This window comes from Paenibacillus taiwanensis DSM 18679, from assembly GCF_000425125.1.
Lineage (GTDB): Bacteria > Bacillota > Bacilli > Paenibacillales > Paenibacillaceae > Paenibacillus_B > Paenibacillus_B taiwanensis.
Map to the genome: position 1 here is coordinate 287,126 of NZ_KE384308.1, position 14,427 is coordinate 301,552.

13 protein-coding genes are annotated in these 14,427 nt (G+C 44.5%); 1 reads left to right on the forward strand and 12 read right to left on the reverse strand.

Annotation, left to right across the window (positions count from 1 at the left end):
• Positions 1-72 precede the first annotated feature (72 nt).
• Complete coding sequence (locus H509_RS0119785) at positions 73-999, reverse strand: methyl-accepting chemotaxis protein (protein WP_028546609.1); 927 nt, start codon at positions 997-999, stop codon at positions 73-75.
• Between the two features lie 479 nt (positions 1,000-1,478).
• On the opposite strand from H509_RS0119785, the gene H509_RS27355 reads away from it, so the two are divergent.
• Positions 1,479-1,634: a DUF1540 domain-containing protein gene (locus tag H509_RS27355; RefSeq protein WP_084159300.1), complete on the forward strand. Its 156-nt coding sequence runs from the start codon at positions 1,479-1,481 to the stop codon at positions 1,632-1,634.
• A gap of 174 nt (positions 1,635-1,808) precedes the next feature.
• Here H509_RS27355 and H509_RS0119795 read toward each other — a convergent pair whose 3' ends face one another.
• The 11 genes from H509_RS0119795 to H509_RS0119845 all read right to left on the reverse strand — a co-directional run bounded on the left by H509_RS0119795 (position 1,809) and on the right by H509_RS0119845 (position 14,241).
• A complete protein-coding gene (locus H509_RS0119795; protein WP_245596198.1) occupies positions 1,809-3,668 on the reverse strand; it encodes an FTR1 family iron permease in 1,860 nt (619 codons plus the stop codon).
• A 3-nt stretch (positions 3,669-3,671) separates the two neighbouring features.
• The gene (gene efeO / locus H509_RS0119800; RefSeq protein WP_028546611.1) at positions 3,672-4,547 is read right to left on the reverse strand and encodes an iron uptake system protein EfeO; all 876 of its coding nucleotides are present in this window, start codon (positions 4,545-4,547) and stop codon (positions 3,672-3,674) included.
• 187 nt (positions 4,548-4,734) lie between these two features.
• Positions 4,735-7,098 carry an S-layer homology domain-containing protein gene (locus tag H509_RS0119805; RefSeq protein WP_028546612.1) on the reverse strand — a complete coding sequence of 788 codons (2,364 nt, stop codon included), beginning with the start codon at positions 7,096-7,098 and terminating at the stop codon, positions 4,735-4,737.
• Complete coding sequence (locus H509_RS0119810; RefSeq protein ID WP_028546613.1) at positions 7,082-7,840, reverse strand: Ig-like domain-containing protein; 759 nt, start codon at positions 7,838-7,840, stop codon at positions 7,082-7,084. The genes H509_RS0119805 and H509_RS0119810 overlap by 17 nt, the downstream gene beginning before the upstream one ends.
• A gap of 101 nt (positions 7,841-7,941) precedes the next feature.
• Positions 7,942-8,145 carry a hypothetical protein gene (locus tag H509_RS0119815; RefSeq protein WP_028546614.1) on the reverse strand — a complete coding sequence of 68 codons (204 nt, stop codon included), beginning with the start codon at positions 8,143-8,145 and terminating at the stop codon, positions 7,942-7,944.
• 385 nt (positions 8,146-8,530) lie between these two features.
• Positions 8,531-9,460, reverse strand: a complete 930-nt coding sequence (gene rarD, locus H509_RS0119820; RefSeq protein WP_028546615.1) for an EamA family transporter RarD — start codon at positions 9,458-9,460, stop codon at positions 8,531-8,533.
• Between the two features lie 105 nt (positions 9,461-9,565).
• Entirely contained in the window at positions 9,566-10,243 is a 678-nt protein-coding gene (locus H509_RS0119825; RefSeq protein ID WP_051287444.1) for a phosphatase PAP2 family protein, read from the reverse strand.
• 14 nt (positions 10,244-10,257) lie between these two features.
• Positions 10,258-11,397: an FtsW/RodA/SpoVE family cell cycle protein gene (locus tag H509_RS0119830; protein ID WP_245596199.1), complete on the reverse strand. Its 1,140-nt coding sequence runs from the start codon at positions 11,395-11,397 to the stop codon at positions 10,258-10,260.
• Positions 11,398-11,519: 122 nt separating this feature from the next.
• Positions 11,520-12,056: a hypothetical protein gene (locus H509_RS0119835; RefSeq protein ID WP_036698210.1), complete on the reverse strand. Its 537-nt coding sequence runs from the start codon at positions 12,054-12,056 to the stop codon at positions 11,520-11,522.
• 75 nt (positions 12,057-12,131) lie between these two features.
• Positions 12,132-13,544: a sensor histidine kinase gene (locus tag H509_RS0119840; protein WP_036698213.1), complete on the reverse strand. Its 1,413-nt coding sequence runs from the start codon at positions 13,542-13,544 to the stop codon at positions 12,132-12,134.
• On the reverse strand, positions 13,537-14,241 hold the full coding sequence (locus H509_RS0119845; protein ID WP_028546620.1) for a response regulator transcription factor: 705 nt from the start codon (positions 14,239-14,241) through the stop codon (positions 13,537-13,539). The genes H509_RS0119840 and H509_RS0119845 overlap by 8 nt, the downstream gene beginning before the upstream one ends.
• Between the last annotated feature and the right edge of the window lie 186 nt (positions 14,242-14,427).

A 14,427-nucleotide genomic window follows, 5' to 3' on the forward strand; every position in this document is an offset into this window, starting at 1 on the left:
CCTCCTTGTTCACAGTCACTGCCTGCATGAAATTTATACTATCGCTTCGTATCTTGTATCATGTTGCTAAGTTTAGACCATTTTACTTAATGTTTGAGCTTGGGCTTCTAAACGAACTGCTGCATCTCCGATTCCAACAAATTCTGCTACAGCTAACTGTATTTCGGTTTGGCTGCTGCTTATCGCTATTTGGGAATTTGTAGTGCTGCCATTAACACGCTGAACCTGGTCTGAAATGTCGTTTACGGTCGTTTGGATCGCTTTGGCAGATTCTTGTACATGTTGAGCTAACTTGCGTACTTCAGTGGCAACGACATTAAAACCACGGCCATGCTCTCCAGCATGCGCTGCTTCAATCGCCGCATTTAAGGCAAGTAAATTCGTCTGCGTAGCAAATTGCTGGATCGTCTTTACGATGCCGCGCACAGCACTCGTTTGTTGTTCCAAATCTCGAAGAAACTGTAAATTTGTTTCATGATCAACTGCTACATGGTCGATCGTCTGCACTACTTGTTGACTGCGTCTAATCCCATCCTCTGTTCGCGTCAGCAAATCAGCAGCCATTTGCTGTAGTTCCTGCATAACCTGGGTGGCGATTGCTTCACGTTCCGTAATGTCCGTTGCTACTTTTAAGACGGCAATCACTTGCCCCTCCTCATTGCGGATCGGCATATATGTTGCCTCAAGCCAAATGAGACGTCCACCATTGGCTACACGAACAATTTTCTCTTGAAACTTCCGTCCGCTCCGCAAATTATGCCAAAACGAATTGTATTCACTGCTATTTACATATTCGGGCGTACAAAATTGGCGGTGATGTTTGCCTGGCAGTTCATCCGTCTGATAGCCCATTGCCTGAGCGAAGAGTTGATTCGCCCATAACACTTCACCGTGCACATTAAATTCGATCATAGCCAGAGATTGCTCCAGTGCAGCAATAACAGCTTCGCCTTCCAACACTTGTGTACTTCTTTGCTGCGATTGCCTCTTGTCTAACATGAGCCACTTCCTTATTTCTGTATGATATAAATAACCAGAATGAAAGGCAAGCTAGCCTTCTACTCTGGTCCATGTCAGTACCTTCGCCTGTTAACCATTTATAATGGAGACTAAATATGAGTATACAAGGAATAGATAGTTCCATAAAGAAAAATATTCATGAACAAATGTTAGGTTTATGCACGTAAACACTACATATTTCCCCCTCACATGTGTCATATCTCTCTTTACAACATGAGCAAGTTACGCTTAGGACTAGTCACAAAACAGCATCCGACACCACTTTGAAATACCCATAATCATTTTTCCAATGGACTAGAAACCAGAATTGCTTGATGCGCTCATTCAATATGTTTCCTTCATTATATTTGCTTCATTTAAGCCGCACAAAGAACCCCTCATAAAAAGAAGGGTTCTTTATAGTATAAAATGATACTCATCCCGTCCATCCTATAACAATAGGAAGGTGGTGATAAACAATGGCAAAAGATGTATTGTGTGAAGTGAACAACTGTAAGTTCTGGGCACCAGGCAACAAATGCAGCGCTTCCTCGATCTATGTGGTTAGTAACCGTGGCAAACAGGCTAACAACTCCGAGGAAACGGATTGCAAAACGTTTGAAGCGAAAGTGTAATGGATACGGGGGCAGCTCTTTTAGAAGAGCTGCCCTGTTACATTGTAAAGCTTTGTTACTGCTAATGATAATTATTATCAATCTTTATCCATAATATGCATCCTGCTTTATTTTTTTGATGCCGCTGCTGAAAAAGGCGTTATACCTCGGCTCATCACGCGAGCACTCTAACTGCTACTTCCTCGTTCGGCGGCTTCCGCGCAGCCACAAATAAGCGATAACTAGCAGCGCGATCATTTGCGCGCCAAACGTTTCCCATGTTGGATAAGCACCGAGCCAACTCACAGATGGAAGTCCAACTTCACTATGCGCTGGAATTTGACCTGCAATTTGTAACGAATGAATACTTTCACCAAGGAAACGAACGACAAGATAATAAATAAGAGCAGTAGCTGCCATAAAGAATGGACGAATCGGCAGCTTGGCACTGAAATAGATCAGTGCAAATCCGAGGATGACTAAGACAAGCAAAGCTCCTGCAATACCGAGAACAAGCTGAAGCGGCTCAATTGATGGCGCCATTCCCACATAGAAGATTGCTGTCTCGGCCCCTTCCCGCAAAATAGCTAATCCAGATACCGCAAATAAAGACCACAAACTTCCTTTTGCTAACGCCCCATCCACCTGCTTACCAATATAAGCGTTCCAGGATTGCATATTGGATTTGCTGTGCAGCCAGTTTCCGATCGTCAGCATCATCACAACCGCAAATAAACCTGTAATTCCTTCAATCAGTTCACGTGTGCTTCCAGATGCCACTTGCGCAATTGTATACGTAAGGAGAACAGCCAGCACAGCACTAACTACCAGTCCTGTTCCTGCACCTGCCCAAATAAAATGACGTGCCGTCTTGTTGTCTGTCCGTTTAACGTAAGCTAACAATGCGGCCAATACTAAAATGGCTTCAAGACCTTCACGCAGCAAAATGACGGCTGCATCCCATGCGTTGTAGGACGTCGTGCTTGCGATCGCTTCAAGTGCAGGCAGCATCTTTCCAATTACAGTTCGAGCCTGTTCCACTTGAGGAGGGCTGGAAAGCAAATAACCTTGTACTTCGGACATCTGATTTTCCGTATCCGTATATACCGTAGTCGACGAGATCGAAACTTCTCCTTCAACCGCAGGCCAGATCGTTATAAAGGCTTGTACATGCTGCGAAGCAAGGTCAGCATCATTGGCTTGTAGAGCTTGATCCGCTTGCTGAAGCAGTACAAGCACATCCGATAATCGATGCGTCTGTGCGGCTTGGCCAGCAGTTCCGTCCATCTTACCCGCTTTGTAATCTTTAATAATGGCAATCAGATGTGTTAATTCACTCTGGGCTTGCTTTGCCTTGGGCGGGTCCGCCTGCAAAGCAACTCGGATTAGCGTCATCTTCGTTTCAAGTTGACTGTATACGGCAAAATTATCGTTACGAATCGGATTCTCAATCTTCTTCCAATCATTCACGATTTTGCGATAATCCGTCTGCGCTTGTTCGATGGAGCCTTGAGTCAAACTCTCATGCGTTTTCTTGACCATACCAAGTAATAACTCAGCTGCGTCTTTGCCTGAAGGCTTGTCTTTCGTGCTCTGCGCACCATCTACATACGCATTCACTTTGTTGGCTAATGCTGACAAGCTCTCTTTTGCTTTTGCTGCATTTTGTTGCTGCACAGACTCGATTGCAGCTGCTAAGTGAACGTTAATGTCGGTTGCAAGCGCAGCAGGTGCTTGATCTTTCATATCGTCCCACAACTGAGAAAATTGCTTCAGCTCAGCGGCCGCTGTCGCCCAATTTTGCTGTCCGGTTTCAACGAGCGCTCCGCCAACCAACGGCAGTAGTTGATCAACTGTTGCCGCAGCTTCCTCTGCCAATAGGATACGAGTCGGCATCAACAGCATACTCACGACTAAAACTACTGCTAACGTACGTCCAATTGCACGGGAAGTACGTGATATTATACGAAATGGGAACAACATACAGCGCACAGGTTGTACACATTTATGCCTTGTACTGCCTGGCGACGAATTGGTTCTAACACGATTGGCCATCGATTACACTCCCAACAATTTTCCCATATGTGAAAGCGGTTCTGCCAGTGCATCGAGGTTCTGACTCAGCCTGCGCACGTCTTCTTTAGTCAGTTCCGTGTATGAAACATACCCTTCCCCTTTTTTGAAGGGTGCCAATTCATCGGTTAAAGCTTTAAATCTCGTCTCGATTTGCTTGTCAAGCTCAGCATCTTTTTTCTCTAATTGCGGCTTTAATAGTTCATAAATTTTTTGGGCCCCTTCAACGTTAGCTGCAAAATCGTACAAATCTGTATGTGAGTAACGTTCTTCCTCACCCGTCACTTTAGAAGTAGAAACTTCATTTAGTAATTCAACAGCTCCCGTCACAAGCAGCGATGCTTCGATTTCAGTCGTCTCTACTTTGGCACGAAGCAGCTTCGCGTCACTTAACAAACGATCAGCATATGCTTGTTGTCCGTCTGTCGTCTTTTTGTCCCAGAGGGCTTGTTCAATGCGGTGGAATCCACGCCAGTCTTTTTCCTCCACGTCGCCATCACGCGCATCAATGTTCGGGTCCAGATCTCCCAGTGCTTCTGCAATCGGTTCAATTCGCTCATAATGCATCCGCGCAGGTGCGTACAACGATTTAGCTTTTTCCATGTCACCTGTCTTGACAGCCGCAACAAATTCACCTGTCAGCGTTACAAAGCGATCACATTCCTCAATCACGTATTTACGATACTGCTCGATCGCATCCTTAAAGTCTGCTTTGTCTGCTACTGCCGGGGTGGTAGTCGTCGTTTGTTCATTTGCTTGTGCTGCTAGTTTTTTCTCTTCTGCCACCGATTGTGAGTTGCAGCCAGACATTAACAATGTCGATGTGATCAGCATGGCCGGGATTGCTTTGCGTAAGTTCATAATAAAATCTCCTCTACAGTACATTTATTTTTGGATATGAAAGCAATTAAGACGATATTACATGCTAGCGCACGGTTTCATCATCATACATCAGTGCGCCAAACTTATTCAAAAAGGAGGCTAACAGCCACTCGCTAGATACTCACTGTATCTTCATGAGTGGCATCAGCTAGACTCCGTAATGAGATTATTTAACGGTCGAAAGCTTATGGAGCACTTGCTCCAGCATTACAGACACTTCTGCTCTTGTGGCCAAGTCGGCTGGATGCAGCTTACTGCCGTCTCCTTTAACAATGCCTTCAGCAAGCATCGTCAGCACAGCTGCTTTGGCATAATCTTGTACTTTGTCTGCATCTGTAAAGCGAAGCAGTACACTGGAATTTCCGCTTTGGAGTGGAATACCCGACTTCGTCAACGCTTTATGCAGCATGACCATCAGGTCTTGTCTGCTAATAGATGATTCAGGATTAAATTTGCCTCCACCAAGACCTTGTGCAATCCCCTCTGAATTCAGGCTTGATATAGCCTCGGCGTAGTAACTGCTTGGTGGAACATCATTAAATGCAGTGCTTGTATGAGCTGAGAAATGAAACAACTTCATCAGCAGCAGCGCAAAGTCACCACGTTTCATCGCTGCTGCCGGCGAAAACGTTTGTGCAGACGTTCCTTTAATGATCCCTTTGCTGCTTAATAAATCGATCGATTTTTGAGCCCATTTGTGCTTCTGCAAATCCGTAAACGCCTTTGCTTGCTCTCCACTTCCATCAGAACCTGCGTTAGTACTGTTATTACGTGGATCAGTTGTCTGTTTGTCACTGTTGTCAGTCGTAATACCTGCGCTGCTGTTTGGAATTGTACTGCCTCCGTTCATAATGGAGCCGGATCCACCCGCATTATTTGAATCAGGTGTTACAACTGAAATTTCGGCCTTTATAGCCCCTTCTGCCAACGCAGTAAATTCTAGTAACTGTCCAGCCACTTTTATCGAATAGGCATGCGCAATTTCAGCATCTTGCAGCAGCTTGTCTGCCATCTTCTGAGCAACAGTAGCTGCGTCATCCTGCGCGTTTACCGCCACCGCTAGTTGCTTGTCAATCGTCCCATCAGCTACATGCACAATTAGATGACCAGTGGCGTTTGCACCCGTCTGTACTGAAAGATTAAATTGAGCGTTCACGCCAGTTTGACCGAATTGTCCAGCAGTTTTAGTTTGCATGTCATCCCACACTAATCCCTCTACTGCTGGACCTTTTCCATTGTCCACTACACTTAGGTATACATCCTCATCAGAACCGCTACCTGACTTTTGCTTAATAATAATACCTGCTGGCGAGTCAGATGTCATCACTTCATAGTTTTTACCTTTGGGATGATGTAATAAAGCCGCTTTTAACACATTAGCTGCTTCACCAAACACATCCTCATTGCTCCACCCTACGTACAACTTCGTATTTAATGCAAGGCTCCGGCCTAAATAATCAATGGTTCTTACTTCTTCGTTATCAATGTACATTTGAAGCACCATAAGAGCTGTACCTGGACCATTGATCGGTTGACCATTTGAACCTGTAACCGCACCAGACAATGGCAAAAAAAATTCGCCCCACACTTCAGTTGTTACACGCCCAGGCTTCATCACGGTAACGTCACTCAACTTCACGTTTGTATGAGCAACTGCTGTAGCTTGTGCATTTACTTGCACGCTAGCAGCCGCTTGAATCGTATTCGACTTCACCCCAACTGGCAAGTTTATAAGCGATCCCGTTACAGTGAAGGTTTGGTCACTAGTAATCCGCTTATCATATCGAATGCTGCTTAAATGCCATAGTACGTCTGTATTCATTTGACTGCCATCCGTTAATTGAACTGTCACTTGCTTAGGTAAACTAAAAGCATCCGCCGTTGGAGCAGAACCGTTGTTAATGCCCGTAATCGCAATCTTCGAATGAACCCGATCCACGTAACGCATAGCATCAACTTGGACGTTTGCCTTTAGTTGTACTTGAGATGCTGCCGCCCCAATGGGAAGATGAACGAACGTTCCCTTCACTTCTACAGCTTGCTGCTGTGTATGGTCAGGGTCATATGTTGAATTTGCTAGCTCCCACGTAACGTCAACTTTGGCTTGCGTCCCATTCTCTAACTTAACATCCGCCTGTTTTGGCAAATAAAAGGCAAATGCTGTTTTACTAATGCCGTTAGGCACATGTGCTACTTGGATCGTACCTATATCCGTCACTTCAATCGCCTTTGCAACTTTCACGGTCGCTTTTGCTGCGACGGAATTCGGGTTTTGTAATCCATCGATGTTACCTTCAACCCTCCCCGTAACTTCAAACGTTTGCGCGTCCAGCTTGTCCGGATTGTAGTAACTTCTTTCCACATCCCATTTAATCGGCACATCCATCTCCGTTTGATCGTCGAGAAATGCTGTTACTTTCTCAGGAAGCCCTAATGCATCTGCTGTTTTAGCAGTCCGATAAGGTACACCACTTACTTCAACTGGCTTAAACCCTGTTATGATCCGTGCAGCTTTAAAGGAAACTTTCACACATGGCTTGAAGTGCTGCCTTGTTTTCTATCCCGACTGGCAATCCGTATCGATCACCCAATCGCCCTGTAAACTCTACACTGTGCGCTTCTTTCTTTTCCGATGTATACCCGCTTTGTTCCCATGTAATAGCGACCATCTCCGCTGATTGATCATCAAGTGTCACTTCGGCCTCATCTGGCAGGTCGAGGCTGTAGAAGCTAGTGCCGTTCAGGACATCGCCTATATCCGGTAATGCGGCTATACTTACAACTTGCTTTGGTGCGTCTATTACAATGTTGGCTGTAGCTTTAATATGATTGGGGTTCCCAATGTTGGAGGGGAGCGAATTCCCCCAAGGATTTTCCCGCAGTGTTCCTTCTGCTACAAAAGCCCCACCCGTACCGTTGTCCGGTTTGTATGCATGAAAGGACCAACCCACATACAATTCCGTTTCACTGCCATCGCTTAGCTGTACTTTTACTTTATCCGGTAAGGAAAATTCAAACGCTCGTGTCCGATAGGGATAAGAGGAGTCTGGAATAGCCTCCACGGATACGATTTGATAAACAGCTTGCGTTACGCTCGCTGCTTTTGCAGCAGGTGACGTTAGCGTGGTGCGTTGAACAGCAACATGCTGTTGCGAGAAGTCAATCGGGGCTGGCTGAAGCGTATTGTCTGCGGATACCCATGCTGGTAAAACTAAAGATGCAAGCAAACTCGTAGATACGAGCACATTAAATATTTTCTGTTTCTGTCTCATTGGTGTGACTCCCCTATTATGTATTCGACGATATACAATGCCGCTAAAATGAAAATGATTCTCAGTATCAATTATATGCAGGACAAATTATTAATTAAAATTTAATAGTTGTCAATCTTTTTTTGAAAAGGAGCATCTGAAACCAATAAAGGTGTTCGTTGCCAACCTGAAGATACGCCTCTCCACAATCGATCCATACTTAGTACGTAAGTGTGCGCGCCAAATAACAATAGACCGAAGGCGCTCGTATAAAGGACAACTGCGTACGTAAATATTTGCTGCTTCGATCCTTGTGAAAAACGCATCTCGTAAAACTCCTCATCCGTTGTAATTGAAAACGATTCTTATTATTAATAGATTAGATCGACTTGTCAATACACAGCAAACATAAAAATCAGAACCGAAAGCCCCCTGAGGGTAAGGCGCTAACGGTTCTGATTGCTTTAATTCGAACTGAATTTATAATTATTCAGATTATATACATTTTAGATTTATACCTTTTATACCTGTAATATTTCGTTTTTTAAAAGATTTATTTTATGCACATCATCAAATAAAAACCATTTCCAATACATGAAAAGCGTCCAGCTTATACATAAGTTATTCATGGAACATTCAACCAAATCATAAGAAAAGAAGGACCATCCTTTAATAGAATGATCCTTCTTTTAAGTGAGATTAAAGCTGTGATCATAAAGAAGCCTGAAGCCTGCTTTCTGCCTTTCGACGCAGCATTTCCCTAGTTCGTGATACAGAAAAGAGCAGCAGTGCAAGCCAAATGAGAATAAAGGCAAACAGTTGTGCTTGGCTAAAAGGTTCATGGAACAAGAATAAACCTAACAACAGCATAATCGTAGGTGCCATGTATTGAAGAAAACCTACTAATGTAAATGATATGCGCTGTGCTCCGGCTGCAAACAACAACAATGGAATCGCCGTTACGATGCCTGTACCGATCAGAAGTATAATAGTTGTCATATCCTGATCCCACATAGATACCCCGCTACGATCAAAAAAGAGAAGGTAAATAAGGGCAAAAGGTGCAATAATTAGCGTCTCAATCGTCAAGCCCGTCCATACGCTAACCTTTACTTTTTTCTTTATTAGACCATAAAAAGAAAACGTTGTAGCTAATATCAAGGCTGCCCACGGAAATTTCCCGTAATATACGGTGAGACAAAGCACACCGGTTCCTGCAATGACGACAGAAGCCCATTCTACCTTGTTTAAACGTTCCTTTAAGAAAAGAGTAGCTAGAAATACGTTCAGCAAGGGGTTGATATAATAGCCCATACTAGCTTCAAGGACATGGTCACTTTTAACAGCAAAAATAAAGACGAGCCAGTTTACACTAATAAGGATGGCAGCCAAAATCATGCTCGAAGCCTGTCTTTTATTAGTAAACACCGCTTTGATCTCTGTCATTACGCCCTTGAATTTACCTGCTGCAAGCAAAACAACGACCATAAAAACTAACGACCAGATGATGCGGTGCGCCAACACCTCTTCGGCAGGGACAGCACCAATTGATTTCCAGTATATGGGCAAAACACCCCACAGCAAATACGATAATCCGGTTGCAAGCACTCCCATTGCATACGGGCTCTGCTTTATGTTCATGATGATCCTCCACTCCAACTATCGATATAATATGTAAATGATGACTCTACTATATCAAAATTTATATAGAATGGGGAATCATTTTACAACACTTAACATCCACACCTAAATCTGCAACATCTTATGAGTTGGACCAAACTGACGTTTTTTATACCATTGAAAACAAGGAATCATTAGGGTTAACCATAAGCCACTGGCCAGCAATGCCCCAATAATGTCACTAGGGTAATGCGCACCCAAATACACACGACTCACACCAATCAAGGCCACGATCAAGCAATTAAATGTAACTAGCATGATACGGCCTGTTCTTGAAGAGATGTGCTCCCATAACAAAAACGTAATTGCACCATACAGTGCAACCGCCCCCATCGTATGACCGCTCGGAAAGCTGTAACCTTTTTCCACCACTAAAAAATGAACGGTAGGACGCTCCCTTTGAATTAAATACTTTAAAAGCTGGTTAAATACAGCAGCACCGCCTAATACGCCAAATAAAAATATTACATCGGCCCGATGTCGGAATATTACGTATAACAGGCCACCCGCAATTAACCCTAGCAGCACCGCCAGCTTAACTGAACCTATCGCCGTAATCATTTCCATAATTGTAGTCAATTCCGGGGACTCATAACTTTGTACGAATGCTGCTGTATGCAAATCGAACTCTTGAAGAAGCTGACTATGAATTCCAATTGTCACTGCGCCAAGAGCTATAATAAGTAACACACTTAATCCAATCCAAAAACGGTTCGATCTATCATAACTTCCGTTCAGTTTCACTTGCTAACCTTCTTTCATTTCGTAATATGGAGAACACTAGCCTTTCCTCTAACCGGCATGTCTAATAGGGGCTCGTCCTTATGAAGCTGAACACTTAAAACGAGTCCCATAGCCACCATATTTGTAAGTAATGCACTTCCCCCGTAACTGATAAAGGGAAGTGAAATCCCTGTTAACGGCATTAGCCCAATATGCATCCCGATGTTCACAAAAATTTGGAATACGAGGATGCCCAAAATACCTAGCACCAGGTAAGCGCCCGCAAAATCTTTGCTTTGCTTCACAATAAGTACCATTCGGTAAATTAACATAAAATAACATAGTAGCAACGCAGACGAACCAAGAAAACCATAATGCTCCCCGACCACCACAAATATCGAATCAGAATAGGCATAAGGAATAAAGCCGCGGCGCAAGTAAAATCCCATATTACCGCTCATTCCGCCAGCACCAATTGCGTTCATTGCGTTATTTACGTGCCATGCCTTGTCAGCATCACTGGCAGGGTCTAAAAACGTCTGAATCCGAGAAAATTGATGGGGCTGCACCATTTTTGCCAGCAGTTCTTGATCGGTATAATATAACCAACAGATCGAGCCAATGCTAATTGTTATCGCTCCCACACAGAGCAGCATGTACGTAGCCCGGATATTTCCAATCCATAACATACTTAGCAGCACGCCAACAAAGACAAGTGCTGTCCCTAAATCTGGCTGCTTCAAAATTAAAAGCAGCGGGATAAAAAATACGATGCAGATCGGTAATAAATCCTGTACGAGACGAAGACTTTCGCCCGCACGCTTCTTTAATAAGTAAGCTGCCAGCATAACCGTTGCCAATTTCATCATCTCAGAAGGCTGAAGCTGAAAACCTCCGATATTAAGCCAACGAACCGCCCCGTTAATATTTTCACCAATGAGCATTACCACAACAAGCAAGCCAATTCCAACAGCGTACAACACATAAGACAGCTTGGATATAAGGATTCGGTAATCCACCAATCCTAGACAGAGCATCGGAATGCAAGACAGCGCAACGAGTATAATATGGTTTACATGTAAACCGTGCAAAGCCGTGTCGGCTGTTGCTTCATAAATGGCGATTGTGCCGATCACATGCAGACAGAGCAGCGTAATTAGCATCCATTTGTCCATCTTCCAAAGCTTATTAACCATACTGATCAGCAGCCTTTAACCCGAGATGTCCCCACAAGCTCATTAAAAAAGCTCCCCTCTCAGAGAGCGTGTCGTGATCATCTGTGTGACAGAACGGATGACTATCCTCGGTCCAAATCAGTCGGACCACGGTAACCCTTTTGCTTCCATAGTTTAACGTCATTGTCCCTCCATACGTAAATATCAAGTCCCTTTTCGTCCTTGCCCAGTCTCCAGCCAAGCATAATGTCAGACTTTCCGTCTCGATCCGCATCGCGAAGCGCTGCGTAATCCAAGCCATATCCAGAACCGGCAGTGTCCCAAACGATTGCCCACTTATTTCCTTGCTGCTTAAACAATGCAGCCTTCATCATTTTCGCGGTGCGGGTACTCGCTTCATACACCACAACAGCTTCATCAATACCGTCTCCGTCTACGTCACCGTATGAAATACCTTTGCTTCCGGTGCCGTGAGCAGCGTTCAGCACTTTAGAGCCTTTCGGCAGCAACTCTTGAAAGTCAGCATGCGGGAACATAACATGACCAGACGGTGCGTTAATCAGGTCTTCTGGAGCTGCCGGCATTGTGCAGCCGCTTATCCAGCATAACGATGCTATCCACATACAAATCATACCTGCCATGATTCGTCTTCTTGTCATTTGGCTGTTGACCTCGCTTGTCATCATTCTATCGTTATTGTATACAGACATCGCTTCTAAAAGGTTATGAAATCGTTAAAGTTTCGCATTAGGGGTTCGCGGCAGGCAAATGTGAACTTTAGTGCCGTGTCCTGGTGTACTATCAATCAGTAGCTCCCCCTGGTGCAGCTTGATGATCTCAGCACATATCGACAAGCCAAGACCACTACCTGCGCCCTGATGCGTCCCCTTGTAGAATTTGGTCAAAACGTGATCGATATGCTGCGGCTCTATCCCGACACCTGAATCCTCAACCGTAATAACTACTTGTTCCAAAGATGAGTGGGTGTACAGTTGAATCCGCCCTTCAGCTTCCGTAAATTTGAGCGCATTATCCAGTAAATTAATAAGCACCTGCTTTAATCGATTTTCATCCGCGACAATCATTTCCGGTGTATGATCCACTTGCACGTCCAGTTTAATCCCTTGTCTCGCTGCCCTCGGCGCCAATTGTGCACCGACATGTCGCAGCAGCGCAGGCAAATGAACGGGTGCACGCTTCAGCTCCAAACGACCATTATCCAACTTTGAGAGGTCCAACAATTCATCTACGAGTTGAGCAAGTCTATCGGTTTCCGATTCAATGATGTCTAAACCTTCGGTAAGAAGCTGCTGCTCCGGTGCGTGCTCTGGCTTTAAGGTAACGACCCATCCTTTAATCGACGTTAGCGGGGTACGTATTTCGTGGGAAACGGATGAAATAAAATCATTTTTAAGCTGCTCGTTGCGTGTTATTTGGACAGCCATCGTATTTAACGTATCAGCCAAAGAGCCTAGTTCATCCTCGTATCGTTTTTTGGCCCGTACCGTAAAGTCACCTTCCGCCATCCGATCTGCTGCCAACTTCAAATCTCGAATCGAACTTGTTATCATACGTGAGAGCACAGCACCTAAGCCAGCCACGATCATAATGACGATGAGCCCAACACTAATAAGCATTGTGGTTATGTAACGGACGGTTGCCATCGTTGCGGTCAGCGACGTTACAAATCGAACGACACCCACTGTAGTCTGCTTGGCTTGTAGCGGATAAGATACAGCTAACAGACGTTCATTTGTAAGTGGATCTCGTCCCTGCCATACCCCTGCTTCTCCGCTCAGTGCCTGCTTCAAGTCTGGAAATTGGAGTCGCATCAGCTTGTGGAACTCTCCTGTAGAATCTTGCAGGAGCGTCCCATGCGAGTCTATAATTTGGACTTGAGCTGCGCTATTTTCAGCAAATCCTTGAAGCAGTCGTTCAGCTTGTGCTGCGAGCTCTTCCTCAGCAAAATAATGATGAAAAAACGAAGCAGATATTTCGGCTTGATTCGTTAATACGCGTTCCACGTTGTGCACGTAATAATAACGAACGGCCGTTATGAGCAATATTTCCAAAATAAATACAGTAAGGAAGATAACGACAAAATAACTGCCAACGAGTCGTTTTTGGATGCCAAAGTGTCTACTCATCTTTTCTCCAGCGATAGCCTCTTCCCCAGACGGTTTCAATGAGCTGGGGCTTGGAGCAGTCCTCTTCTATTTTTTCCCTTAGCTTGCGAACGTGTACGTCCACTGTCTTAGGATCGCCTACAAAGTCTTCCCCCCACACGAGATTGAGTAGATCATCACGTGTTAGTGCCAAGTTCGGACGCTCCAGAAATACACGCATCATATGGTATTCTTTGGGTGTTAATTCAATGGTACAGTCATGCTTATACAATTGATTAGCATCCAGGTCCAGTCTGATCGCACCAGAGGTCAGCACAGTTCTCGCCTTTATAGCAACCTGCTGTGTCCGACGGAGCACCGTATTAATTCTGGCTACCAGTTCAAGCGGATTAAATGGCTTAACGATATAATCGTCGGCCCCAAGCTCCAGCCCTTTGATCTTGTCCAAATCTTGTCCACGCGCGGTTAGAAACACGATGACGACGTGTGGATCCATCGCCCTTAATTCCTTGCAAATGTGGAAGCCATCCAAATCAGGCAGCATAATATCGAGCACAATTACGTCAGGCTTTATGTCCTTTAAACATTCCAGAGCTGCTTTTCCGAGTACAGACTCCGTAACTGTAAATCCGCTGCGCTCCAAGTTAATCGTAATAAACCGTCTAATATGCGCATCATCTTCAACGATATGCACATGATTCCGTGTTATTGTCGTCATAGCGCCTCCTGTTACTGATGGACTTCAAACTTCTTTTCCATTGTAAAACGATCAAGAATAACATAAAATACCCTCTAGCATAACTAGAGGGTACATTCATACAGATCAACGTATCCGTTCCCACAAGTTGAGTGTTGCCCATTGTACTTGAAAGGTTACTACCGATGGTAGCCTTATATGTGAACA

Excerpts from the sequence above, each read along its gene's own strand:
- H509_RS0119835 (WP_036698210.1), bottom strand. The coding sequence starts at position 12,056 with ATGACAAGAAGACGAATCATGGCAGGTATGATTTGTATGTGGATAGCA.
- H509_RS0119785 (WP_028546609.1), bottom strand. The coding sequence starts at position 999 with ATGTTAGACAAGAGGCAATCGCAGCAAAGAAGTACACAAGTGTTGGAA.
- H509_RS0119830 (WP_245596199.1), bottom strand. The coding sequence starts at position 11,397 with ATGGACAAATGGATGCTAATTACGCTGCTCTGTCTGCATGTGATCGGC.
- efeO (WP_028546611.1), bottom strand. The coding sequence starts at position 4,547 with ATGAACTTACGCAAAGCAATCCCGGCCATGCTGATCACATCGACATTG.
- H509_RS0119840 (WP_036698213.1), bottom strand. The coding sequence starts at position 13,544 with ATGAGTAGACACTTTGGCATCCAAAAACGACTCGTTGGCAGTTATTTT.
- H509_RS0119795 (WP_245596198.1), bottom strand. The coding sequence starts at position 3,668 with ATGGCCAATCGTGTTAGAACCAATTCGTCGCCAGGCAGTACAAGGCAT.
- H509_RS0119810 (WP_028546613.1), bottom strand. The coding sequence starts at position 7,840 with ATGAGACAGAAACAGAAAATATTTAATGTGCTCGTATCTACGAGTTTG.
- H509_RS27355 (WP_084159300.1), top strand. The coding sequence starts at position 1,479 with ATGGCAAAAGATGTATTGTGTGAAGTGAACAACTGTAAGTTCTGGGCA.
- H509_RS0119845 (WP_028546620.1), bottom strand. The coding sequence starts at position 14,241 with ATGACGACAATAACACGGAATCATGTGCATATCGTTGAAGATGATGCG.
- rarD (WP_028546615.1), bottom strand. The coding sequence starts at position 9,460 with ATGAACATAAAGCAGAGCCCGTATGCAATGGGAGTGCTTGCAACCGGA.
- H509_RS0119815 (WP_028546614.1), bottom strand. The coding sequence starts at position 8,145 with ATGCGTTTTTCACAAGGATCGAAGCAGCAAATATTTACGTACGCAGTT.